Raw genomic sequence first — 20,162 nt, forward strand, 5'->3', positions numbered from 1 at the left:
AATTACCTACCCTCAAACAAGCGACGAAGTTTTACACTTGGATTATCTTCTGTATAAACTTTAGTAAAACGGATCTGATGTTTTCTAAAAGTCTCGAAAAGTTTATGATCATGTTCATGAACTTTCTTTGCATAAGCTTGTACGCTTGAAGAATTAAAATCACCTTCTAAAGTAGTCCCGCTCTCAGGATCAACTAGTGATGAAAAACCCATTTGAGGAGGCTTTTCCTCTAGTTTGTCACGGACTATTATAGATACGACTTCATGCTTTTTAGCAAGCAGTTTAAAATCAGGCACTTCAAAAAAATCACCTACAAAAAGTATAAGTGATTTTCTTTTTAGCCTTTTATAGAGAGTGTCTGAAATAAATTTAAAATCTACCTGCTTGTTTAGTGCATCAAACTCTAAAATATCTTTTGTAATTGACTGGATCTGATGTATCTTTTTACTCGGTTTGTAAAAATTATCTATTTTGTCAGTAAAGCTGTAATAGCTTAAAAGATCTCCATTTTTTAAAGTTGAAAACCCTAAAAGCGCAACTATTTCCGCAATACTTTCTTGTTTAAATTTCTTTGAGCCAAAATGTACACTACCGTTTAAAATAGATACTAATACAACATTCAGTTCTCTCTCTTCACGAAAGATCTTAATATAAGGGCTCTGCATCTTTGCCGTAATATTCCAGTCTATATGGCGTATATCATCACCCGGCATATATTCACGAAGCTCTATAAAATCATAACCCTCGCCCTGAAAAATGGATGGGTTATTTCCAACCATTTCGCTAAAGACCTGACGGCGGGCACGTACTAATATTTTTTGTAGTTTTGACATGATTTAACTTATGGTATTTTTACAGTCTCTAAAACTTTTTGGATGATCTCATCTGTCGTTATACCCTCAGCCTCAGCTTCATATGTAAGTACGATACGGTGACGCATAAGCTCTTTTGCAATGTAGGCTACATCTACAGGTGTTACAAAGTCTTTATCGCGCATGAAAGCCATAGCTTTTACCGCTTTAAACATATCTATACTTACACGAGGAGACGCACCAAACTGTATAAAATCTTTTAGATCTTCTAACCCATATTCTTCCGGATGTCTTGTAGCATTTACAAGTTCTATCATATACTCTTCAACTTCCGCGTCAACATGTACGTTTTTAATCTGTTTTTTCAAATCATCTAGATCGTCTTTATTGATCACTGCTTGAATCTCTTCAAAATTACCGCTTGATATACGTCTGGCGATCTCTAATTCTTCATCTTTTGTATTGTAATCAACAATCAGCTTTAACATAAATCTGTCTAGCTGTGCTTCTGGAAGTTGATATACACCCTCTTGCTCAACAGGGTTTTGTGTAGCCATAACAAAAAATGGAAGATCTAATTTAAAGGTTTCATCACCGAGTGTTACTTGCTTTTCCTGCATAACTTCAAGTAGAGCTGATTGTACTTTTGCAGGAGCACGGTTGATCTCATCTGCAAGTAGAAGGTTTGTAAAAATAGGACCTTTTTTAATTTTAAAAGCATTGTTTTGAGGATCATAGATCTCAGCACCAAGTATATCTGATGGTAAAAGATCGGGTGTAAACTGAGCACGTTTAAAGCCAAGTCCCAAAGATTTAGCAAGTGCATTTACGGTTGTTGTTTTTGCAAGTCCTGGTACACCCTCGATCAAGATGTGACCCTCACATAAAAGTGCAATAAGAAGAGAATCTATCATCTTCTCCTGACCAACTACAACCTTACTTACTTCTTTTTTAATCTCTGCTAATTTACTCATTAAACATACCTATTTTGAATTTATATAAGTATATCCCAGAGTGGTAAATATTTAGTTAAATAGAACTCTCAAATCTCTTTAAAAACTCATCTCTACTATAAACCTTAGCACCGAGTTGTTTTTTATAATCCATATGTGGATGTCCCAGGTTCCAAAAAGCATAACCTTCTTTTTCAAGATGTTTCCCAAGAAGCACAAGCTGAAGAGTTCCAAAGTTGTTAAACTCTTTTTCCCTTAGACTAAAACCACTTAGACTAGTATATATATTTCCCGTCTTGTAACCTACTTCACCCGCTATAAGTTTATTTGTCTTTGAACACAAAACTTCGTAGCTATATACTTTAAAATTATCTCTTAAATCATTCTTTTCAAATAAAGTTGTTAGAAGTTCTCTATACTTTCCTTTTAACCAATTATGTTCATGTAGTTTGTCTATTTGATCAAGTACTTCATCAAAATTTGTATTTTGTGAAAATATATATCTATCGGAGTTTAGTAGTTTTTGCAGCTTTTTAGATATATGTAGATCTTCAAAGTCTAAAACAGCGTAGTCAAATTGGAGTTCAGGAAGTAAAACTAGATCGTTATTAACTTCTAAAGATGTGGAGATAAACCCGGAGTATGCTAGTTTTATATAAAACTCTTCACTCCAGTCATCACTCCAGTAATAGTTATTTGTAGTGTCTAAACAAAGTACGTTTTTGAAAAAGATATCATTATCAACTGCTTCTTTGTTTAGATAATATATTTTTTCTTGCAAAACTTATGTGTTGTAATCGTTTAACATATCATTGAGATGTTCTGTCATCTTAGATAATTCAGAAGATGCATTTGCAATATCTTCTATACTTCTTTTATTTTCAGATGATATATTTTCAATCTCATTTACCTTACTAACCATAGACTCAACAGTCGCAGAGTTATTAATATAACCTGTTACAGTCTCATCAACTTGTGCTATTGAGCTGTCAATTGTTCCAACACTTTCATTGATTTCACTCTCAGCTTTAGAAGCATATTCAGAAAGATTTCCCATAGCTTCTGCATTTTTTGAAATGCTGTCACTTGCATCTATAACAGACTGAACGATCACACTTATAGTTGCATTGATTTCTGAAAGAGATTTTTGAGTACGCTCAGCCAGTTTTCTAACCTCGTCTGCAACAACAGCGAATCCACGACCGTGTTCACCTGCACGCGCAGCTTCAATAGCAGCATTTAGTGCAAGTAAATTTGTCTGATCAGCAATATCTGAGATCACTTCTAAAACAGTTTTAACTTGTGCTGCATCTGCACTTAACTGTTCAAGTCTATGTGATAATTGAACCTCGTCTTCTGCACGCTGTTGAACCTCGTTTGCCAAATGTACTATTTGGTTATTAACACCGCGAAGAATCTCTCCTGCAGAGTTAATGTTCTCTTTTGTCTCTTTAGCTTGTTGAACTGAACTTGTAAGAATATCTCTTAACTCATTACCCTCTGTAGATACAGCTTCTACTATCTCGCTCTCTTTTTTTGCTTTCTCTTGCATCTGAATTGATGTAGTTGACAGAGTAAAAGCAATAGATGTATTTTGAGACGATGAGTTTTTCGCTTCAGATACAGTCTCTTGTACTTTTTTAATAAAATCATTTATGTTTGTAGCAACATCAGATATCTCATCACCTTCTGGCACTGAAATACGCTGTGTCAAGTCACCTTCACCTTTTGCTAGATCATATGTAGCATCTTGAAGTACTTGAAGTTTGGCTACAACAATTTTTTGAATTGAAAGTGCACTGATTATAAAAAATACTACAAACAATCCAACAGAAACGCCTATAATAATATTTCTTAGTTCATGAACGTTTTCTAAGACTTCATCCTCTTCTATCTCAACTATTACACCCCATTTTTTTCCAAAAACATCTATCGGCTCATATGAGCTTAATACACTTACACCCCTGTGATCATCAATGATCCAGCTTCCTGTTTTGCCTGCTTTAATTGCATCTACAGACTTAGATTTTATTTGGAATGTTCCAACCGTAGTACCTGCATTTAAAACATCTTTATTTTTTATATCTTTTATAAAACGGCTGTCGTTTTTCATATAACCGTCACTTGAAACAAGGTTTGCTATACCTGTTTTTCCAAGACCCGCTTTTTCAAAATTTCCATAAAAATTTACAACGTTATTTATCTTGCTTCTAGGTAATTGGAATATAACCGCACCTTCGAAATCTTTACCAAAATTTAGCGGAGATGCCAAAAATAGACCTTGATCATTGTAGCTTGGCTCATAAGCCGCATAATCTGAAAAAGCTACATATCCTCTTTGTTTATTTTGAACTTCTTTAAATACCTTTGCAATACCGCTATCAGAATATACCCCTTCTAATATGTTTGTACCAAAATCTTTCTCTTTAGCAACTGAGTAAACGATATCTCCATTCGCATTTACTAAAAAAATATCATACATACCGTAGTTGTCAAGTATATGTTTATATGTAGGGTGAACTTGAACATGATTTGGCGAGTATGTATCACTGAAATCCTTATTCATAAAAAGATTTTGTTTTTCATTAACAGGATTTTCATTCTTAACTATATAAAGATACTGAGCTACAAGACCTGCTTTAGATTTAGGAAGATACTCTTCAGCCGAACGTTTTGGTTTTGAGCCTTTAACTTTATAGTTTATTCTGCTGATATACTCTTTTTCATAATGTTCAATTAACTCTTTTTTAATTGTTTTAATATCAACTTTATCAAAATCTTCCAACTCTTCAAAACCTTCATCCATAGTCCATAAAATCTGAGTTGTAGCGTTATCCGTACTTTTTGCCAACAATAAGTTTTTAACAGATGAGAAAAAATCCATAATATGCTCTTTTTTAGATTCTTTTACCGCATCTAAAAGATCCATATTACTTTTTACAAGAGATTCGCTTGAGCGTGAAACCGACACATATAATAGACTTGAAATAACTATAAATATAGCAACGGCGATTAAAGATGTGATTCTGAATTTAATACTTTTGGTATTCATTTTTTTTCCATTCTGTTTTAAACATTAATATATTCGCATTTTACACAGTTTTTTTTTAACTTTTCTTATGTTTCTCATTTGATCAACATTTTCTTAGCTACTTCTAATTCTATCTGTTTTTTCTCAATTTTTCTTATTATATCACTAAATCGTGATGAATTATTTATAACAAGTAAAATCAATAGCTCATCTAAGTTTTTACAACTATCTACTTTGTTTTTAAACTCTGTATCTACACTTTTAGTTTTTGATTTTTTTATTTTTACTTTTCCCAATAAAAATCCAAGAATAAAGACTAATAGATAATATATATATTCCTGTTTAAAAACAATTTCATCTCTTTCTATCTTATCTAAAAGCTCGTCTTTTTTATAAAGTTCTTTTACCTCTATATCGAAAGCTTTAACTTCATACTCTTTTGAGCGTTTTTCAAAAGGATTAAAATATGTGTATTTAATAGATGGAAACTGAAAACTTTTATCAGTAACTAATGCAAATTTTTGACTCCAAAAGCCTTTATAACCGTCTTTAGTAAGTTTATAATCTGTTTTAGGAGTGGATGTAAAAACTTTTACACCTGAAATATTCAGATCAATCATCTGCAATTTATCTAAATTTCCAACTCCATCTATAATGATCTCAAAATGATACGGCTCATACGCACTAACACTAGGTTTATCTTTCTTTATAGTAAAGTTAAGATCACCTACTAACGGGATATTGTTTGCCATAACATTCAAACTTAACTTTTTTTGTTTTATAAGTTTTTTGCTAAACTGTTCATACACTGCATTGTCACGACCCAAAACCGTATTTTCAATTGAGTCTTGATTTGTTTTTTTCATCAATACGTCAAATTCAAACTCTACAAAACCGCTTGTTTTTAAAAAAGCTACAAACTCATAATCGTTTATTCTTTTTGAGTCTTCTATTCTTTCAATCTCACTAAGCAGATGTATATCGTAATCTTTATACTCTCCTACAGGATTAAATTCAATAACGTGCAACTCGTCTCTTGAATTAAATTTACAACTGTAATGTAGATGCACGGCTTCATTTACATACGCTTGTGTTTTATCTATAGAAGCACTCCATCTATACTCTTCATTTGAATACAGGTTTATAATTATCAGAGATAAAAATAAGATTACCCTACCAAGGTTTCTTTTCACTTACACCCCTTTTGTTGATCAGCTCATATTGACGTGAACTTAATTTTGCTTTTCCTTGACTCATATCAACAGAACTTTGGTTTGACTTAACTTTCTTACCGCTGTTATCACTTGAACTACTTGATGCCGCACTGACATTCATGTTTGAACCGCCACCTTCTTTTTTCTTTTGAGAAGATTCTCTTTGCTTGGCATGAGATGATTTTTTTGCAGACTTTTGCTGACCTGTATTCATCTGCTTATTTTCTCCGGCATCTTCAATATAACGCATATTCTGATCAGCTTCTAGTGAATAGTGAAGAGTAAGCGACTTCATGTAACTCTCACGCGCTTTTTTAAACTCTTTTAATCTAACGTAAGTATTTGCCATATTGTAAAAAATAATTGACTTGTTTAGTTCATCATCAGATTTTAACTGCTTGTAAATATCCAGTGCCTCTTCATATTTTCCCAAAGTATACATCTTGTTAGCCTCATAAAAACTTTTATAATCAAGTGCCTGAGTATTTACTCCAAATAAAAGCAAAAAAGCCAATATAAATCGCTTTAGATTTGTAACACTTATTAAAAAACTTATAATAGCCAAGGCTACAAAATAATAGAAAAGTTCTTTATTTTGAACAATAGTAACCTGTGTGCTTATTACATCTTCTCTTTGTGAATTTAGAGCAGATACTATGTCTGAAAAACTTCTACTATAAACTCCACCAGTTACATTTGCAATAGTTTTAACAGCAGTGTTGGCACTGGTTATAACTATATTACTATTTTCATCTTCAAGCAAATCGCCGTTTTTTAACTTCAGAGTTGAGCCTGCATCTGTAGCTGTGAGCATAATATTTACTATCATGTTATTCTCTTTTGCATACCTAGCTTCTTCAGAGTAGTTAAGCTCATCTGCACCGTCTGTAAACAATACAACCGAGAGCTTTTTACTCTTTGATATTTTTCTAGCTAGCTTTAAGGCAGGCATTACACTTGATCCCTTTGTAACTATAAGTGATTCATCAAGTGAATTAAACAGATGTAGAAGCAGCTCACTATCTTGCGTAAGTGGACTTAATATTATGGCATTTGTTGTAAATCCTAAAACTCCAAACCTTGTATTTTTATGACTCTCTACCAACTCTTTTAGCAGCTCTTTTGAATGAGTAAGTCTTGTAGGATAAATATCTTCTGCCTGCATAGAGTATGAGAGATCAACCGCAACTACCACATCGTTAAGATTCTGCTTTGTTTTTATTGGCTCTTGTTCAATTACAGGGCGAGCCAGGGCCAATACGATAAACACAAATGTAATCGTATACCCGTATGTACTTGGTAAAAAGTTTTTATAGTCTTTTTTTACTATAATTGCCAATAAAAACAAAAATAGCCAAAGATATTCAGGGTTTAAAAAGCTCATCTTTTTATCTCCCTGTACATTAGATATAGTAAAAGAGTTACTGCTAGTAATAAAAACAGTTCATAATAGTAGTCCTTTAGTAAAAACTCCCTGCTTTTGATTTTTGAACTCTCCAACTCATCTATATTTTCATATACGGCTTTTAACTCTTTTGAATTAGAAGCATAATAAAAGTGCCCTCCACTTGAAGTTGCTACTTTACTAAGAAGAGCCTCATCCGCTTCGCCTTTTTTCCCAATTGCTATCGTATATATTTTTATATTTTTTTCTTTTACCAACTTTACCGCATCTTTTGGACTAATTGATCCACTGTTGTGCTCACCGTCACTCAGAAGTATAATAACTTTACTTTTAGCAGTAGAGTGTTTAAAAGCTCTGACACCCATAGATATAGCCTCACCCATAGCCGTATTTTGTCCAGCCATACCTTGCGATAAAAGGTCAAACATATCTATAACTATATCTTTCTCATAAGTAATAGGACTTGCAATAAAAGCAAAATCCCCAAACAGAACTATCCCGACATTATCACTTTGTCTGTTTTTTATAAACTCTTTTGCTATGTACTTTGTGATCTCGAACCTGCTCTTACCTTTAAGTTCTTCATCATCACTTGAATCAAAACCTGATGAGTTCATAGAACCGCTTGCATCTATTGCAAGCAGTATATCTTTACCGTGACGATTTAGTGGATTAGCCTTATCTATAATTATAGGAGATGCCAAAGCTATAACTAAAAATATAAAGATAAGTATTTTTATTATCCACTCAATATGTTTTAGAGATCTTTTTGCACTCATTAGATGCAAGTGAACAAAATAGATACTCTTTGGATACTCTTTACATTTGTATAAACAATAAATAATCGGCACAAGAAATAATATGAACCAAGGATATTCAAAACTAAAGTAATTCATGTTCATATTTTACCCAAAATAATAAATTTCAAAAAAATTTACAAATTTGTCAAAAAAACTCTTGACTTTAAAAACTGATTTGTCTATAATTTCGACCTCTTAACAAAGAGAACAAACGTCTTGTTAGCTCAGCTGGTAGAGCACGTCACTTTTAATGATGTGGCCTCAGGTTCGAATCCTGAACAGGACACCATTTTATCGGCCCCATCGTCTAGCGGTTAGGATCCATGGTTTTCATCCATGTTACAGGAGTTCGAGTCTCCTTGGGGTCACCACTTTATTATTAAAAAATCAAACAATTTTAACTAGAACCTGTTTCATTCTCCCTTTTTTACTATGAAGATAAGTCCCACCACTTATCTTCACTTTTACAATCTCTGAGGCATCTCCTCTTTAAATGCATTCTCTTCAGCACGCTTTAGTAGATCTAACGCACCGTTGTCTATCATTTGTTGTGCCAGTTGAACACCTATATTTTCACTCTCATTAACGTTACATACAACTTTATCTTCCATAACATTTGTACCATTAGGGAAACCAAGCATTACACGAAATGTTATCTCATTTCCATTTTTAACGGCATTACAAGCTACAGGAGCTGAACATCCGGCACCAATCTTAGATATAAAATCTCTCTCTATTTGAGTACATATAAAAGTATCTTCATCTTTTAAAGATTCTGCTATTTCACGTACCTTTTCATTACCTTGAACTATCTCTATTCCAAGAGCTGCTTGACCCATAGGAGGGATCATCATATCTAGTGATAATTTTTGAGTATACGGTATATCTTTTAACAGATCTAATCTGTTAAGTCCGATAAATGCGAGTATAATTGCATCGTATTGCCCCTCTGCAAGTTTTCTAAGTCTAGTGTTTACGTTTCCACGTAAATCCTTTACTTTTAAATCAGGACGTTTACGAAGAAGCTGCATACGACGTCTAAGACTTGTAGTACCAACAACTGCACCCTCTGGAAGCTCATCTAAAGAGCTGTATTTATGAGATAAGAACACATCGCTTTGATCTTGCCTCTGTGTAACTGCAACTAACTCTAGACCTTCAGGGATGTACGTAGGTACATCTTTTAAAGAGTGAACTGCCAAGTGTGCATTTCCAGCCAACATCTCATCTTCTAGCTCTTTTGTAAAATGCCCTTTTCCACCGATCAGTGCCAGTGGTTTATCAAGAACTTTATCACCGTTACTTACTATCTTGTTTAACTCAACTTCAATTTCAGGGAAAGATTTTTCAACTCTTTCTTTAATATGATATGCCTGCCATAAAGCAAGGTCTGAAACTCTGGTAGCTATTACTAATTTTTTCATCTATTTTACACCTAAATATTTTTTCTTTGATCTGTCTTTCATTCCGTCAAAAAATACTGTAGGAGTACCTTGAACCATTAATTCATCAGCAGTTACCTGATCTTGAGTAAACTGTTTTTCAACACGTGGATCTTGAATGTCTTTTTCTGTAATGTTTGTACCCATAACTTTATTAAAAGCACTTAGTATTTTCGTAATATTACGTTCATGTGCTTCTAATTTTATTTTGTATAGTTTTAAAACTACATCTTCTTTACCTTGCAGTTCTGCTGCTATTGCCGCTTTTGTCAATTCAACTGCAGCAGGATGAAGTCCAGGTAGTGGAAAATGATAATAATAAACAGCAAATTTATTTGGATGTTTTTTCATATATTCAAGTGCTTCTGGAACATACGAGCGGCAAAACGGACATAAAGGATCTGAAAAAATAGCAACTTTGTGTTTTGCATTTACATTACCGTATATATGGTTCTCTTTTTTATAGTGTCTTCCTTCAATTTTAGGTGAAACACCGTCTTTTAAAGATCTTTTAGATTTCATATCTATTAAATCATCAGTTATAACTATTCCGTTTGAGAACCAGATCATTTTCTGCGTAACATTCTTATTATTTTTTAGTATAGCATCTATATCTACTACAAAAGCTTCCCACTCTGGCATCTGTACAATTTTAGTTTTTGAATTAACAGAAACTTTTACACTTTTTATATTTGGATTATTTTGAAAATTTTGAACTAAAAAGTTTTCAACTAGTTTGTTTGAAGCTGCTGCTTGTAATAAACTAGTGCTTAGTAGAGTTATCGCTAATAATTTCAACATCAATGACATCTGTTTCCTTTGTTATATGTGAATTTTGTGAACTAAACTCATCAAAATCTGTATGACATCTTTTTGATGAGTACATCTGGTAACGGTTTACAATCATAGTTGTAAAAACACTAAATTGCATTAATGCACCGATTATATCAGTTAAAAAACCTGGTATTATAAGAAAAATAGCACCTATTAGTGTAAAAAGATTTAAATTCTGAAACTCCTGTAAATCTATACAGTTATAAGATACTGCAGTTAAATTCTCACGAAGAGATTCTTTAAAATTTACAAGAATATATATACCTATAAACGCAGTTATAAGTATTTCAAAAAATGTCAATAATCCACCTAGATACGATGAAATATTAACAGATATAAGTACTTCCAAAAATAGATAGACTATAAAATATATCATCTATAAAAGCTCCATGACCTTTTTATACACTTCACCAGAAGGTACAGAAATTTTTTCTTTTGTAGCTCTGTTAAAGATCTGAACTACACCGTTTTCCAACTCTTTTCCAATTATAACAGTGTATGGAAAACCAATTAACTCAGCATCTTTCATTTTAAAACCAAATCTATCTTTTCTATCATCGATCATTACTTCAACACCCTCGCCAAGTAGCTTAAGGTATAACTCTTCACCTAAAGTGTTTTGAGCTTCGTCTTTTATATTTGAGATCATTACATTCACCATATATGGTGCCGTTGCTTTAGTCCAGATACAACCGTTTTCATCATGGTGTTGCTCAATTACCGCAGCAACTAAACGTGATACACCCATACCGTATGTACCCATTATGAACGGTTGACTTTTTCCGCCTTCATCTAAGAACTCTGCTTTTAAAGCTTTAGAATATGTAGTACCTAGTTTAAAGATGTGACCAACTTCAATCCCCTTAGTGAAACTAAGTTTTCCACTACAGTGTGGACAAGTATCACCCTCGTTTACTTCAGCTATATCTGCATAAGTTACATCTTCAAGCATAGACATATAAAAACCTACATAGTGAGCATCCGCTTCATCAGCTCCACATACTAGTTTTTGTGCATCTTTTAACTCATTATCAAAGATAACTTTTATATCTTTTTTATTCATTGGTCCAATGTAGCCAACACTTAAACCTAACTCTTGTAGTTCCGCTTCACTTACATCTTCAATATCTAGTGCATCACATGCATTTACAGCTTTTACATCTTGAAGAGAATCATTTCCTCTTAAGAAAAATAGAACTATCTCTTTAGAATCTTCATATACAGCTTTTTTGGCTACACATTTCAGAGTGTTATATGCATCAGTATCAAAGTGTTTAGCTAAATCTTCAATAGAGGTCATGTTTGGTGTTGATACTTTTTCATATGCTCTGTTTAACTGAGATGGAATCTCTTTTCTAACACCTCTTTGCGCAGCTTCAACATTAGCACCGTACTCACATTTATCACAAACAGCGATAGTATCTTCACCTGAATCTGCAAGTACCATAAGTTCTTTTGAACCAGTACCACCGATAGCACCGCTATCAGCTTCAACTACACGGTAATCAAGACCTAAACGCTTAAGTATACGTTTATAAGCCTCTTCAACTGCATCAAATTCTCTGTCAAGATCTTCAGTGTTTGCATGAAAACTGTAGCCGTCTTTCATAATAAACTCACGTCCGCGCATAAGACCAAAACGAGGTCTAACTTCATCACGGAACTTTGTTTTAATCTGGTATAGGTTAAACGGCAGGTTTTTATAACTTGTGATACGTCCGCGAACAAGGTCAACCATCATCTCTTCATGAGTCGGACCAAGTACGAAAAGCTTCTCTTTTCTATCGTAAAATCTTAAAAGCTCTTTACCGAACTTGTCTATACGTCCACTCTCTATCCATAAATCACTTGGTGCTACAAAGCTAAGTTCAACCTCTTGTGCTCCAATACCTTCCATCTCATCATGAATAATGTTCTCTATTTTTCTAATAACTTTTTTAGCAAGGGGCATATATGAGTATAACCCTGCTGCGACTTGAGAAATAAACCCTGCACGTGATAAAAATATGTGACTAGCTAATTGTGCATCACTTGGTGCATCTTTACTTGTTGGGATAAACGCTTTACTTCTTCTCATTTTATTTGTTAACCTCTTTTTTAAATCTATCTGGGATATTGTCGTTTTCACTGTTTGCTAACATCTGCATAACACCACTCACACTGTCTGATTTTGGTTCGTGTGTAACCTGGCGCATCTTAGATGTCATATCATGTAAAAACCTTTTTAATGTCTGTTCAGCCATCTTCTGAGCCTGCTCTGCGTACTCTTTAGGCAGGTAACCTTTATCTATCGCACGCTTAGCTTCTATCTCTGCCGTCTTGTAGGCTTTTTGATATATATCTTTGATCATCGGCTCTACATTTAATGCGTCAAGCCATTCAAAAAACTCAACAACACTGCGACCTACAATGCCATGAGCTTTTCTAGCTTCATCTTCTTTAATACCTTTGTTTTCCTCCACAATAGACTTTAGATCATCAACAGTAAAAAGCTGGATCATACCGCTGTATGAACAGCTTATATCACGTGGTACTGCCAAATCAAACCAAAAACGCTGAAAGTTACATACATCGATCATATCATCAGTAATTATAGGTGCGCTTGAGCTTGTAGCAGTGTAGAGTATTTCAAACTCGTTTACGGCTTTATCTAGCTTTGTATAGTCATAAACTTTTGCTCCAACTTCCTCTGCTAAAATTTCAGCTTTTTCTCTTGTGCGGTTCATTATATATACATCTGCACCGTTACTTATCATATGCTTGGCAGTTATCTCACTCATCTCACCGACACCTATAATAAGTGTCTTTTTCCCCTCTATCTTCTTTAAAACAGATTTTAGTTTTGAAACGGCTACGGATGCAACAGATACAGGTTTTGAAGATATATCCGTATTGTTTCTAACATTAGCAGCGCATTTAAATGCAGCCTTTACAGCACGCGCTATTTTTTTATCACAATGCCCTTTATCGAATGAGAATCTAAAAGCATCTTTCATCTGTCCTGCTATCTGAGTCTCCCCGATAACTATAGAATCAAGTGCAGATGCTACGGCAAAGAGATGATGAATAGCACTTGAGTCATCATATACATCTGCTATCTTCTCAAGCTCGTTTATAGATATGTCAGATCTCTGGCTTATCTTTTCAAATATATGCCCTTTTGCTTCAATAATATCGCTGCAAGAACAAAATATCTCCATTCTGTTACAAGTCGAGATCAAAATAGCTTCATTTATAGCTTCGCTTGAGTTGATCTTTGTAAGACAACCATCTACGTTCCTATCATTAGGGTAAGTTAATTTCTCTCTTACCTCTAATGGAGAGTTTTTATGTGAAAAGCTTACGACTAAATAATGCATTAGTAACTTCTCTTAATCATAGAATCTAAAATAGCAACCAGCTCAGCATCATTTTCCATAACACTTTTTGCTTCGTCTGATAGAAGTGCAGCAAATTCAAATGACTGTTCAACTGTTTTAAACTCACTCATTTTTTCTTTTATCCATGCACTATCATCAGCTTCAAGTTTTTTAGCGTGTAATGATTCAAGACGTTTTTTATCGCCATCATTAAGTTTTCTGTGAAGATAGATATAAGGAAGTGTACATTTTCCTTCTACAAAGTCATTAAGAGCAGGTTTTCCTAGAGTTTCAGAGTCTTGTGTAATATCTAAAATATCATCTATTATCTGAAATGAAAGACCAAGGTTTTTACCGTATATTGCATGAGCCTCTACATCTTTACCTACTAGTCTTGCAGCAGCAGCTGCTGCTGCTTCTATAAGAGTTGCAGTTTTTAAATAAAGCATATCAAGATACTTATCTTCATCTGAGTTAAATTCATCTGCCATCTTAACATCCATCATCTCACCCTTAGAAAGTGCTGTTACTGATGAAGCTATAGTTTTAGCGATCTCTTTATCAAAGTTAACAAGTTCCGTAAAAGCTTTTGAATATAAAATATCCCCAAGCATTACGGCTGTTTTACTTCCATCAGTGGCATTAACAGAAGGTACACCTCTTCTTGTATCTGCCTCATCTATTACATCATCATGAAGTAAACTAGCAGCATGGATAAGTTCTACGATTGCAGCTAACAGCGGTGCCTCATTGTGTTCACCAGCTATTTTTAAAATCAATTTTGCACGAAGCCTTTTCCCACCACTTAGGTTTTTAAACAAGCGTGTAACTTCACTGTAGTCACACTCATCTATAAGTCTTGCAATTTGTTCTTCTACTCTCTGCATCTATCCTCTTTCTTTTATCTCTTCTAAACTGACTTTACCGACATTGTCGTATAAAAACATCTTTAGCACAGCTTCATCTGTTTTATAATCAAACTCTTCAAACTTCACTAAGATATATGGTGTAGAAAACTTTTGACTCTCTCCCCTTGACTTCAAATCAAGTCTAAAAGAGTTATTCTTATATCTTTTATAAAGAATATTTTGAGCTACCATTTTGTCATATGACCTATGTATTACGAGTCCACCATTTTTATATAACGTCCATCTAAAATCAAAAAGTTTTACAAAATTTTCGTATTTTACAAGAAATTTCTTTTGTTCATCCTTTTTTAGCTTTATAATTATTGTTTGTTTAAAATCAAGTGCATAAGATGTACTTGATATGATGATTAAAACTAAAAAAAAGCGCAAAAGAGTTTTCAAAATATAGTCCATAAATTTTACAGATATTATATCAAATTAAATATTTACACTGTTTAAAGTGTAAAATAGGATTTATAATCTCCAATAATTTGCATCATTATATTAGTTTTTATAATACTTTAACTTTATTATCTATAGAATAATACTAAGAATAATAAAAGAAAGAGTTCAAAATGAAAAAAATCTATTTAATATTAGTGTTAATTACCTCAATTTATGCAGAGGCATATACCAAACAAAACAGAATAGATGATATGCAAAAGATGGCAGAGGCGATGTCATTAATTGAAACTGGTTTTTTTTATAATAATAAAGATATTGTAAGAGATGGTGCTTTAAAACTTTCAAAAGCAGTAGTTAGAGTTAAACCGCCTTTGACTAAAGAGGAAAGCAAAGAACCATTAGCTAAGAGAGTTAAATTAAAAATTGATTTATCAAACGATATTGTTTCAAAAATAGATGAAAAAGCTAAAACAATATACAACCGTTTTGATGCAAAAGACGCTCGTTCATCTATACAAGCTTATACCAGTATAGTTAAGCAGTGCATGAAATGCCACTACGAAATTCGCCACTGGTAAAAGCGGTAGCTTATATATCTACCCCTAACTCTCTAAGTCTTTCAATTACAGGCGGATGTGTGTAATGAAAGAAAATATAAAGAGGGTGTGAAAGCGGAAAGCTTTTATTTTCCTCTACAAGTTTTTTAAGTGCATTCGCAAGTTCTATCTCACCGCCTGCTCCACCTAACTCACTTCCCATGCGATCAGCTTCATATTCGTTATGTCTGCTTACCATTCCCATAATAGGCATCATAATAAAGCCTAAAACAGGCATAAAAAGCATAAGTAAGATCATAACTAAATATGGTTCTTGAGATATTCCAAGCTCTAAATAAAGAGATTCAGGAAGATTACCGAAAATTCCAAACATTATAAATAACATACCGCCTACTAATGCTATATTTTTATATATATCACCGTGTGCGAAGTGACCAAGTTCATGCCCTAAAACAGCTAAAAGCTCTCTTGTACTAAGCTTCTCAATCAGAGTATCAAACAACACTACCCTTTTAGCTTTTCCAAAACCACCAAAATATGCATTTAATCTTGCATCTCGTTTACTAGCATCACTTACAAATACACCTGAACTTTTAAAGCCTGTTTTATCCATAAGTTCTTTGATCTTAGCATCTAAGTCTTCATCTTTAAGAGGTGTTAGCTTGTCAAAGAACATTGCACGAAATGCCGGATAAAGCATATTTATAAGTACAACTACACCAAATATAAATAAAAAACTCCATAACCACCACAAGCTGAAATTTGAGATAATCTCATAAATACCCCAAACTACGATTGAACCGAAAATTAAAGTCATAACAAAGCTGATCACGGTATCTTTTAACCATAAACCAAATGTTGATTTATTAAAACCGTACTGTTCATCTAAGACGAATTTTTCATAGTAAGATGCAGGAAGTGATAAAACAGCATTTATAATTACAAAACCCATCACAATAGCAATATTTAAAAATACTTCGTTTTCAAAGAAGATATTTGAACTTAGATAAGATATACCAAAACCCATCCATGCTATAAAAAATATATAATCAAAAAAAGATGTAAAAATAGAGAGTTTCTCTTTGGCTACGGAATATGAAGCAGCTTTTACAAATTCACTCGGGCTAAGGAGTACTGCATCTTTGTTTTTAGCCTCGTTAATATATCCAATCTGCATAACACTTACATAGATAGACACTAAGACATATAAAGTATATATAGCGACTATTGTCATCAACATTTATCAACCTTAATTAAATTTTTGTAATGTTACCTAAAAAATAGATAATATTACTTCATAGGTACGGCTTGATAAGACTTTTCTTGCGCTAAATTTTCATCTGTGTTATCATAATAGTTATACGAAATTGAGTAGATAACTCCTATTGTAAGACAAGCTAATATAACTGCCCATACAACTTTTTTCTTTTCACCTTTTAGTTTGTCATAATCTCCTATATTCTCTAAACGCGGTTCACTCATAATACTTTCCTTTTATAGTTTTTTAACAGATTATCGAATAATTGTTACAAAAGTATTAGTGTTTAAAAACTACTTATCAATTTTAAGTATATTTTATGATTATTTTTTTGATAACTAAATATAATATATTAAATATTATTTATATATTTTTCTAATTCTGTTAAAAACTAAAAAAACAGATAAAATTAAGACAAGCAATATACTGCTTAATTCAAAGAAATCTTTAACTCCGGCATACTTAACTAGTGGCATAGTTGCTATTGGTGAACAAAACTGCCCAAAAAAATATGCACTGGTTAAATAAGCAGATACCTTTATACGTTTTGTATGGTGTGCAACATGAAGCATCCATGAAGTCATATTTGCCATTAACAAACCACCTCCAAATCCCATAATTGGAGATGTTATGAAAAACAGGTAAACATTATTAACATTCCCTATAGCCATAAACCCAAAGGCAATAATAGCCATACCGATCATATATATGCTGCTAAATTCAAACCTCTTTTTTAGTTTTGAAAAGCTTATAGCACCAATGGCATTAAATACAAAAGCTGTAGCTATAATAGCTCCTGTTAAAGTGCCACTAGCACCAAAAACATTGACAATCAAAAACGGTATTTGAGTAGGCAATATATAAAAAATCAACATCAATATAAAAGCCAGAAGGTATATATACCAAAGGTTATGATTTAGATAAGTATCATCTTCATCTGTTATCTCAGATGTTTTTACTTCAACAAGATACTTTAAAACAAAAACTAGGACAACTAAACCAAGTATATAGATCCAAAAAGGATATCTCCAACCTATGTCTGAAAGAACTCCACCGCCTACTATAAACATTATTCCACCTATAGATATAAAAGCACTTTGCAGACCCATAAACTTATGTCTGTCTTCATTTTTAAAATAATCACCAATCAAAGATGTAGAGATGATCATGAGCATTGCTATAGCAATACCAAATAAAAATCTTGAAAATAAAAGCTCATATATACTCTGTAAGTAAAGTCCAGCCGTTCCAAACAAAGAGAATAAAACCAAAGCAATTACAGCAGATCTTTTTTTACCGATCTTATATACTAAGTGTCCTAAAAATGGAGATAAAAATGCAATTGAGAGTGATGGCAGAGTGATCATCAATCTTGAATAAAGTTCAATGTTATCTACACCTTCAAAGTGTTCGTTTAGATGTGGGAGCATTGTTACTATTGCTACATTTGACATCATAGTCAACATAGACAAAAGTAACAAAGTTATTTTTGTAAGTTTTGAAATATTCATTAGATAACTAAAGAGTTATATTTCGTAATCAACTACTTTAGAAACCTCTGTAACATTTTTAATTAACTCTACTACTTCAAGATGTGCAGGGTGTATAGCATAAGCTTTAAGATCATCTTTTGTAGCAAATGTCGAATAAAGTGAAAGATCAAAAGCACGTTCACTTTGGTTAAAATCAATACCAACTTCCATCTTATCAAGCATCGGTATTTTTGATACTAACTCCTCTAACTTACTTTTAACAACCATAAGGTTCTCTTGCTTGTTTTCATCTTTAAATTTAAACATAACTATATGTACTATCATTTATAAAATTCCTTTCCAAAAAAATTCAGCTATCATAACTATTAAAAAAATACCTACAAAATTTAAAACAATTCCGTATCTTATCATACTTTTAACATCGACTACCCCGCTACTCATGGCAATAGCATTTGGCGGAGTTGCAATTGGAAGCATAAATGCATAACTGGCACAAAGAGTTGCTACCATCATAAAAAGTGTCGTATTTATACCTGTCTGAACAGCTACTGAGTATATTACAGGAAGCATTATAGATATAAGTGCGGTGTTTGATGTGATCTCTGTAGTAAATGTAATAAGCATTGCCACGGCAAAGAGTAAAATGATTGGATGAAGTTCTGTCATAGATATTAGATATGATGCAACTTCAGACGCAAGACCTGTTTCACTAAAAGCTTTTGCAATAGAAAAACCTGCACCAAATAAAAACATAATTCTATATGGGATCTTTGCTTTGTCTTCCATCCACTCTAAGATACTAAACGGTGGAGCAAAAAGAATTAGCCCTGCAGCAAGAAGCATCCCTGCTTCACTTAGACCAAGACCCGGCCAAAACGGTTTCATAGGTGCATTTAGTAGAAGCATTAGTATTAAAGAGCCTATAATGAATAACACTTTTTTCTGCTTTACTTCAAGCGGTTTTCTTTCACTCTCTCTATGAATAGGTACATTTGGTACTCCAAGACTTAAAAACATACTTACAACTATAAACATAGCTATTGCAAGTGGTGCCACCATCCACATCCATTGGAAAAATGGTATGGTTTCCATCCCTTTTTCAGACATTACGCCAAGTAAAATTAAATTTGGTGGAGTACCGATAGGCGTCATAATCCCGCCTACACTCGCACCATAAGCGATTGCAAGAGCAAATCTAAGTTTTAGTTTTACATCTTCTGTGATAAACAATGCTATAGACATTAACAAAAGCGTAGTTGTAGTATTTGATAAAATTGAGCTAAGCAGACCTGATGTTATTGCCAAAGAGAAGATCATACCGCGTGGAGTATTTGGAAAAAGTGAAAGCATCTTATCAGCTATCCAAGTATGCAGTTTTGTTTTCTCAACTGCAATAGCAAGTAAGAAACCACCTAAAAAAAGATATATAATCGGATGTGAGTAGTTGATCGCTGTTGCTTTTGTATCAAGCACTGAAAATGCAGGAAACAGTATGATTGGAAGCAGTGACACAACTGCCAAAGGCAGTCCTTCATTTGTCCAAAGAACAACCATCATTGCAATTAGAGCCAATAGTGAAGACTGTATAGGATTAAATAGCATCATTGATAAGGCAAATACCAATACCCAAGCACCTAATCCTATTCCTATCTTTTGCAGTTGTTCTTTATGTTCATACATTCTATTCTCCC

20 protein-coding genes and 2 tRNA genes are annotated in these 20,162 nt (G+C 33.2%); 3 read left to right on the forward strand and 19 right to left on the reverse strand.

Annotated elements, in window-relative coordinates:
• Nucleotides 1-2 precede the first annotated feature (2 nt).
• The 7 genes from ABZA65_RS08600 to ABZA65_RS08630 all read right to left on the reverse strand — a co-directional run bounded on the left by ABZA65_RS08600 (nucleotide 3) and on the right by ABZA65_RS08630 (nucleotide 8,194).
• Complete coding sequence (locus ABZA65_RS08600; RefSeq protein WP_373072686.1) at nucleotides 3-833, reverse strand: DUF58 domain-containing protein; 831 nt, start codon at nucleotides 831-833, stop codon at nucleotides 3-5.
• A gap of 8 nt (nucleotides 834-841) precedes the next feature.
• Nucleotides 842-1,786 (reverse strand): AAA family ATPase, encoded by a 945-nt coding sequence (locus ABZA65_RS08605; protein ID WP_373072688.1) that lies wholly within the window; start codon nucleotides 1,784-1,786, stop codon nucleotides 842-844.
• 55 nt (nucleotides 1,787-1,841) lie between these two features.
• Entirely contained in the window at nucleotides 1,842-2,546 is a 705-nt protein-coding gene (locus tag ABZA65_RS08610; RefSeq protein WP_373072690.1) for a hypothetical protein, read from the reverse strand.
• 3 nt (nucleotides 2,547-2,549) lie between these two features.
• Nucleotides 2,550-4,817, reverse strand: coding sequence for a methyl-accepting chemotaxis protein (locus tag ABZA65_RS08615; RefSeq protein ID WP_373072692.1), 2,268 nt, complete (start codon nucleotides 4,815-4,817; stop codon nucleotides 2,550-2,552).
• Nucleotides 4,818-4,891: 74 nt separating this feature from the next.
• A complete protein-coding gene (locus tag ABZA65_RS08620; protein WP_373072694.1) occupies nucleotides 4,892-5,989 on the reverse strand; it encodes a hypothetical protein in 1,098 nt (365 codons plus the stop codon).
• The gene (locus ABZA65_RS08625) at nucleotides 5,970-7,394 is read right to left on the reverse strand and encodes a VWA domain-containing protein (RefSeq protein WP_373072695.1); all 1,425 of its coding nucleotides are present in this window, start codon (nucleotides 7,392-7,394) and stop codon (nucleotides 5,970-5,972) included. The genes ABZA65_RS08620 and ABZA65_RS08625 overlap by 20 nt, the downstream gene beginning before the upstream one ends.
• Nucleotides 7,391-8,194, reverse strand: a complete 804-nt coding sequence (locus tag ABZA65_RS08630; protein WP_373072697.1) for a VWA domain-containing protein — start codon at nucleotides 8,192-8,194, stop codon at nucleotides 7,391-7,393. The genes ABZA65_RS08625 and ABZA65_RS08630 overlap by 4 nt, the downstream gene beginning before the upstream one ends.
• Before the next feature lie 234 nt (nucleotides 8,195-8,428).
• Between ABZA65_RS08630 and ABZA65_RS08635 the strand changes: the two genes are divergently transcribed.
• Both ABZA65_RS08635 and ABZA65_RS08640 read left to right on the forward strand, forming a co-directional pair.
• Nucleotides 8,429-8,504 (forward strand) — tRNA-Lys (locus tag ABZA65_RS08635).
• 7 nt (nucleotides 8,505-8,511) lie between these two features.
• Nucleotides 8,512-8,586: transfer RNA gene (locus tag ABZA65_RS08640), tRNA-Glu, on the forward strand.
• 93 nt (nucleotides 8,587-8,679) lie between these two features.
• Here the strand turns inward: ABZA65_RS08640 and hemC are convergent.
• Genes hemC through ABZA65_RS08675 form a run of 7 tightly spaced genes read right to left on the reverse strand, consistent with a single transcriptional unit; the run spans nucleotide 8,680 to nucleotide 15,160 of the window.
• Nucleotides 8,680-9,639, reverse strand: a complete 960-nt coding sequence (gene hemC / locus ABZA65_RS08645) for a hydroxymethylbilane synthase (RefSeq protein ID WP_373072699.1) — start codon at nucleotides 9,637-9,639, stop codon at nucleotides 8,680-8,682.
• Nucleotides 9,640-10,458: a DsbA family protein gene (locus ABZA65_RS08650; RefSeq protein WP_373072701.1), complete on the reverse strand. Its 819-nt coding sequence runs from the start codon at nucleotides 10,456-10,458 to the stop codon at nucleotides 9,640-9,642.
• Nucleotides 10,421-10,867, reverse strand: coding sequence for an FxsA family protein (locus ABZA65_RS08655; RefSeq protein WP_373072703.1), 447 nt, complete (start codon nucleotides 10,865-10,867; stop codon nucleotides 10,421-10,423). The genes ABZA65_RS08650 and ABZA65_RS08655 overlap by 38 nt, the downstream gene beginning before the upstream one ends.
• A complete protein-coding gene (locus ABZA65_RS08660) occupies nucleotides 10,868-12,568 on the reverse strand; it encodes a proline--tRNA ligase (RefSeq protein WP_373072705.1) in 1,701 nt (566 codons plus the stop codon).
• Nucleotide 12,569: 1 nt separating this feature from the next.
• Nucleotides 12,570-13,850, reverse strand: a complete 1,281-nt coding sequence (gene hemA, locus ABZA65_RS08665; protein WP_373072707.1) for a glutamyl-tRNA reductase — start codon at nucleotides 13,848-13,850, stop codon at nucleotides 12,570-12,572.
• Nucleotides 13,850-14,737, reverse strand: a complete 888-nt coding sequence (locus tag ABZA65_RS08670; RefSeq protein WP_373072709.1) for a polyprenyl synthetase family protein — start codon at nucleotides 14,735-14,737, stop codon at nucleotides 13,850-13,852. The genes hemA and ABZA65_RS08670 overlap by 1 nt, the downstream gene beginning before the upstream one ends.
• Nucleotides 14,738-15,160, reverse strand: a complete 423-nt coding sequence (locus ABZA65_RS08675) for a hypothetical protein (RefSeq protein ID WP_373072711.1) — start codon at nucleotides 15,158-15,160, stop codon at nucleotides 14,738-14,740.
• A gap of 173 nt (nucleotides 15,161-15,333) precedes the next feature.
• On the opposite strand from ABZA65_RS08675, the gene ABZA65_RS08680 reads away from it, so the two are divergent.
• The gene (locus ABZA65_RS08680; protein ID WP_373072713.1) at nucleotides 15,334-15,741 is read left to right on the forward strand and encodes a cytochrome C; all 408 of its coding nucleotides are present in this window, start codon (nucleotides 15,334-15,336) and stop codon (nucleotides 15,739-15,741) included.
• 10 nt (nucleotides 15,742-15,751) lie between these two features.
• On the opposite strand, the gene ABZA65_RS08685 is transcribed toward ABZA65_RS08680, so the two are convergent.
• From ABZA65_RS08685 to ABZA65_RS08705, 5 genes are all read right to left on the reverse strand, one after another.
• The gene (locus ABZA65_RS08685; RefSeq protein WP_373072715.1) at nucleotides 15,752-16,960 is read right to left on the reverse strand and encodes a M48 family metallopeptidase; all 1,209 of its coding nucleotides are present in this window, start codon (nucleotides 16,958-16,960) and stop codon (nucleotides 15,752-15,754) included.
• 50 nt (nucleotides 16,961-17,010) lie between these two features.
• The gene (locus ABZA65_RS08690) at nucleotides 17,011-17,202 is read right to left on the reverse strand and encodes a hypothetical protein (RefSeq protein ID WP_373072717.1); all 192 of its coding nucleotides are present in this window, start codon (nucleotides 17,200-17,202) and stop codon (nucleotides 17,011-17,013) included.
• Between the two features lie 135 nt (nucleotides 17,203-17,337).
• Nucleotides 17,338-18,489 (reverse strand): MFS transporter, encoded by a 1,152-nt coding sequence (locus ABZA65_RS08695; protein WP_373072719.1) that lies wholly within the window; start codon nucleotides 18,487-18,489, stop codon nucleotides 17,338-17,340.
• A gap of 15 nt (nucleotides 18,490-18,504) precedes the next feature.
• Nucleotides 18,505-18,795, reverse strand: a complete 291-nt coding sequence (locus ABZA65_RS08700) for a Dabb family protein (RefSeq protein WP_373072721.1) — start codon at nucleotides 18,793-18,795, stop codon at nucleotides 18,505-18,507.
• Entirely contained in the window at nucleotides 18,796-20,151 is a 1,356-nt protein-coding gene (locus ABZA65_RS08705) for a DASS family sodium-coupled anion symporter (RefSeq protein WP_373072723.1), read from the reverse strand.
• Nucleotides 20,152-20,162: the final 11 nt, after the last annotated feature.

The organism is Sulfurimonas sp., from assembly GCF_041583195.1.
Lineage (GTDB): Bacteria > Campylobacterota > Campylobacteria > Campylobacterales > Sulfurimonadaceae > Sulfurimonas.

What these genes read in the sequence shown, in the direction of transcription:
- ABZA65_RS08600 (WP_373072686.1), bottom strand. Translation starts at nt 833, where the DNA reads ATGTCAAAACTACAAAAAATATTAGTACGTGCCCGCCGTCAGGTCTTT.
- ABZA65_RS08605 (WP_373072688.1), bottom strand. Translation starts at nt 1,786, where the DNA reads ATGAGTAAATTAGCAGAGATTAAAAAAGAAGTAAGTAAGGTTGTAGTT.
- ABZA65_RS08615 (WP_373072692.1), bottom strand. Translation starts at nt 4,817, where the DNA reads ATGAATACCAAAAGTATTAAATTCAGAATCACATCTTTAATCGCCGTT.
- ABZA65_RS08625 (WP_373072695.1), bottom strand. Translation starts at nt 7,394, where the DNA reads ATGAGCTTTTTAAACCCTGAATATCTTTGGCTATTTTTGTTTTTATTG.
- ABZA65_RS08630 (WP_373072697.1), bottom strand. Translation starts at nt 8,194, where the DNA reads ATGAGTGCAAAAAGATCTCTAAAACATATTGAGTGGATAATAAAAATA.
- hemC (WP_373072699.1), bottom strand. Translation starts at nt 9,639, where the DNA reads ATGAAAAAATTAGTAATAGCTACCAGAGTTTCAGACCTTGCTTTATGG.
- ABZA65_RS08650 (WP_373072701.1), bottom strand. Translation starts at nt 10,458, where the DNA reads ATGTTGAAATTATTAGCGATAACTCTACTAAGCACTAGTTTATTACAA.
- ABZA65_RS08655 (WP_373072703.1), bottom strand. Translation starts at nt 10,867, where the DNA reads ATGATATATTTTATAGTCTATCTATTTTTGGAAGTACTTATATCTGTT.
- ABZA65_RS08660 (WP_373072705.1), bottom strand. Translation starts at nt 12,568, where the DNA reads ATGAGAAGAAGTAAAGCGTTTATCCCAACAAGTAAAGATGCACCAAGT.
- hemA (WP_373072707.1), bottom strand. Translation starts at nt 13,850, where the DNA reads ATGCATTATTTAGTCGTAAGCTTTTCACATAAAAACTCTCCATTAGAG.
- ABZA65_RS08670 (WP_373072709.1), bottom strand. Translation starts at nt 14,737, where the DNA reads ATGCAGAGAGTAGAAGAACAAATTGCAAGACTTATAGATGAGTGTGAC.
- ABZA65_RS08680 (WP_373072713.1), top strand. Translation starts at nt 15,334, where the DNA reads ATGAAAAAAATCTATTTAATATTAGTGTTAATTACCTCAATTTATGCA.
- ABZA65_RS08685 (WP_373072715.1), bottom strand. Translation starts at nt 16,960, where the DNA reads ATGTTGATGACAATAGTCGCTATATATACTTTATATGTCTTAGTGTCT.
- ABZA65_RS08690 (WP_373072717.1), bottom strand. Translation starts at nt 17,202, where the DNA reads ATGAGTGAACCGCGTTTAGAGAATATAGGAGATTATGACAAACTAAAA.
- ABZA65_RS08695 (WP_373072719.1), bottom strand. Translation starts at nt 18,489, where the DNA reads ATGAATATTTCAAAACTTACAAAAATAACTTTGTTACTTTTGTCTATG.
- ABZA65_RS08700 (WP_373072721.1), bottom strand. Translation starts at nt 18,795, where the DNA reads ATGATAGTACATATAGTTATGTTTAAATTTAAAGATGAAAACAAGCAA.
- ABZA65_RS08705 (WP_373072723.1), bottom strand. Translation starts at nt 20,151, where the DNA reads ATGTATGAACATAAAGAACAACTGCAAAAGATAGGAATAGGATTAGGT.